The sequence below is a fragment of the Muribaculum sp. genome, assembly GCF_029051885.1.
In the GTDB taxonomy this organism is placed as follows: Bacteria; Bacteroidota; Bacteroidia; order Bacteroidales; family Muribaculaceae; genus Muribaculum.
In genome coordinates this window covers 1-3,591 of the sequence record NZ_JAIDKI010000107.1, presented here as the reverse complement: position 1 = coordinate 3,591, position 3,591 = coordinate 1, and the positions used below count along the sequence as shown (strand labels likewise).

3 protein-coding genes are annotated in these 3,591 nt (G+C 47.3%); 2 read left to right on the top strand and 1 reads right to left on the bottom strand.

Features of this window, described 5'->3' with window-relative positions; translation table 11 throughout:
- The first annotated feature begins 494 nt into the window (after positions 1 to 494).
- Positions 495 to 1,892, top strand: a complete 1,398-nt coding sequence (gene guaD / locus K2I50_RS04730) for a guanine deaminase (RefSeq protein WP_301025074.1) — start codon at positions 495 to 497, stop codon at positions 1,890 to 1,892.
- Positions 1,893 to 1,904: 12 nt separating this feature from the next.
- Positions 1,905 to 3,146, top strand: coding sequence for an MFS transporter (locus tag K2I50_RS04725; protein WP_301025073.1), 1,242 nt, complete (start codon positions 1,905 to 1,907; stop codon positions 3,144 to 3,146).
- A gap of 185 nt (positions 3,147 to 3,331) precedes the next feature.
- Here K2I50_RS04725 and K2I50_RS04720 read toward each other — a convergent pair.
- Positions 3,332 to 3,591: hypothetical protein (locus K2I50_RS04720; protein ID WP_301025072.1), on the bottom strand; the 260-nt coding region annotated here is incomplete at its 5' end.

The window sequence follows — 3,591 nt, the reverse complement described above, 5'->3', positions numbered from 1 at the left end:
CTCCTTCGTCACATGTCGAAAATCGTCTCAAGCTATACGACCCTGGCGGCAACATTTATTATTAAACAAGCTCTTAATTTCCAGGCTTGTGGATAAAAAAACCGTCGACCGAGCATAAACTCAATCGACGGCTACCTGTGAATCTATTATTACCTAAATTGTATTTTTGGAAATCCCTTAACCATTATATAATTATATATGAACCGGGGAGCCATCGATGTATGTCATCGCAGCGCCACCAATAATTACATATAGACGTAACTGAGTTGTTCATATACATTAAATATACATTTGAATATTACTTACAGTGCAAATATATGCATAATCTTTCAATACGCCAAATTTTATTAGGATAAAATACACTCCGCATGCAGAATATTCATATTTTATACACTATTGTTGTATATAATCATCTATGAAACCAATTCAATCTGCCAGATGTTGATATTTACAAATCATTAATCTACATAAGTCAAACCTAACATATACATAAAATGACCAATTCACCCCTACCAGTCAATCCAAAAGGCGGCAGACTAAAAGGATTGCGCGGTCAGATTCTGACATTCAAGGCCGATCCATTCCTCAATAACGAAGAGAAATGCTACGATTATATTACCGACGGCCTTGTAATAATACAGGACGGACATATAGTTGATGTAGGAAATTACCCGGAAGTAGCTCCAAAATATCCCCAACTCGGACAAGGAGATGTCGACACATATGAGGATGCACTTATAATGCCCGGATTTATAGACTGTCATGTACACTATGTGCAGAGTCCGATGATCGGCTCTTTCGGCGATACACTGCTCAACTGGCTCAACCAATATACATTCCCCACAGAAAGCAAATTTAAAGACAAGAAATTTGCCGATGAAGTGGCGAGGGAATTTTTCAAACAGCTCCTTGAGCAGGGTACGACTACCGCCAATGTATTTGCCACGACATTCGAGAGCAGCGTAGACGCTTTCTTTGAAGAGAGCGAACGCTATGATACCCGAATGATCAGCGGCAAAGTGCTGCAGGACCGCAATCTGCCCGATTCGCTAAAGGATCCCGACACCGACCAGTCGATAGTAATCGCCGAAAAGCTGCTCAAGAAGTGGCACCACCGTGGGCGCCAGCTGTATGCCATCATCCCCAGGTTTGCACCGACCTCCACTCCACGGCAGCTACAGCTTGCCGGCGAACTGTATCAACGCTATATAGACCAGGGTGTGTATATGCATACCCATCTCGACGAGGTACAAAGCGAGATTGACTGGGTGACACAACTATTCCCTGACCAGCCCAATTACACCGAGGTATACCGGCACTTCGGCCTCGTCGACAAGAGGTCGATAATGGCCCACTGCTGCATAGTGCGTGAGGAGGAGTGGCAGACTCTACATAAGTGTGACTGCGGAATCGCCCACTGCCCAAGCAGCAATCTCTTCCTTGGCGACGGTGAATTCAAGTACTGGGAGGCAAAGGAACCGAGCCGCCCTGTACGCACCGGCATGGGTACTGATGTAGGTGGCGGCACAAACTTCTCCATTCCCCGGCAGCTCAACGAAGCATACAAGGTGGCAATGCTGCAGATGAAAAATCTCGATGCTGTAAAAAGTTTCTACCTTGCCACACGCGGTGGCGCCGAGGCTCTTCATCTGGAGAATACAATCGGCAGCATCGCTCCTGGGTATGAAGCGGATATCGCAGTACTCGACCTGAAGCCCTCGGAGTTCGCTACATGGCGTCTGAAATTCTCAAGCACTATTTTCGAGAAACTGTTTGTGCTCATGACTCTCGGGCTCAACAATTTCAACAAGGCCACCTATGTGGCCGGCCGAAAGGTATACGACCGCAACCGCGACAGGAAGTGGATGTATGCATCAGAACTCGACAAGTAATATTCCCTGATTATGACAACCAACAATACATCTACAAATATAGCTCCGGCCAGATATAGACTGGGAGGCCCGATGGCATGGTGGGTATGGATTCTCGTAACGGTGTTTACCATCTACCTGTTCAACGTACAGACTATGTTCAGCGTAGTACAGGGTGATATAAAGTCGGCTCTAAGCCTTGACGAATCACACTTGACCCTCATCGCAGGCACATACACATGGGCATTCGCTATATTCCAGTTTTTCGGAGGTGCCTTCCTCGACTGCTTTGGTTCGCGCAAGGTACTTATCCCGGCATTTATTTTCGTGACTGCCGGAGTATTTCTGTACGGTCTGGCGACAAGCTATACAGTAATACTGCTGGCTCAGGTGCTTATGGCGCTGGGAGCCTGCTGCGGATTCGTAGGAGCAGGATATATCGGAGGAGTATGGTTTGGAATGGCGGCATATGGCACTATGTTCGGATACGTACAGGTGCTATCCTCTCTGTCGAGCGCCATACAGCAACCGATTACCGAGGGGCTTCTCGCCCATCTCACCTATGAGAAACTGTTTATATACCTCGGGTTCTTCGGCGTGATGCTGGTAGTGCTCGCTATATTATATATGAGAAACCCGACTCCGGTAGTTACAAAGAAAGACCCGTTTAAAGTAGTTGCAGGCAATCTCAAGCAGATAGTAAAGATGCCCCAGATGTGGATTGCAGCCATGTGGGGAGGTATTGTATTCGGACTCAATCTTGCGTTGGGTGTTGTTTGGACTCCCAAGCTGTTTACCGAAGCCGGTTATACTCTTGACAACGGCAATCTGGGCTCGGCACTGCTATGGCTCGGTCTGGCAGTCGGCTCTTGCTTCTGGCCCCAGTGGAGCAACAAGATACAGAGCCGCCGCATACCAAGCATAATCGGAGTATTACTCATGATTATAGGACTGATTGGTGTCATCTATATAAAAATGCCGGTATGGCTTATGGTGACAATGATGTTTGTAATCGGTATGGGTGCGACGGCCCATATGCTTGCATTCAGTGTGGGCGGCGACGTTGCCGGCGGCCCTCTGGTTGGTACTTCAAGCGCCTTCCTCAACGGTATCATGTTCATATTCGGAGGCATACTCCAGAACATCCCATCGTCGCTACACAGCCACGGAAGCGGCTTCCATGGGATGTTTGCCCCCTACCTCATCGCTGCTGTAATCGCACTTGTATTCGTGTTTATACAGAAAGAAACAGCTCCGTCAACTCAGGCTGCATAGCATATCGTCGGGCCGAATCCTATGCAGCCTGACAGAAAAATCCCAACAACTGACAACAATGCCCCGGCAAGAGGTATCTCTATGCCGGAGCGTATTGTATCGGGTGGGAATGCCCCTATCACGGTATCACCAATACCATTTATGTGGTATTGCCCATTATCTTGATGCAGCCTAATTTTGCAGAGTCACTCACAATCAACAGCGATGAAAAAGACAAACGAAACATATACCGTAGGACAACTGAGGGACAAGGTTATATCAGGAAGAGCCATAACCGGTGCCGAGGCAATATGGCTTGCCGATTTTGCCGACAGCAATGAATTGTATGAGGCAGCCGGAGAGATAACCCGATATTTCGGCAAACCGGAATTTAGAGCTTGTTTAATAATAAATGTTGCCGCCAGGGTCGTATAGCTTGAGACGATTTTCGACATGTGACGAAGGA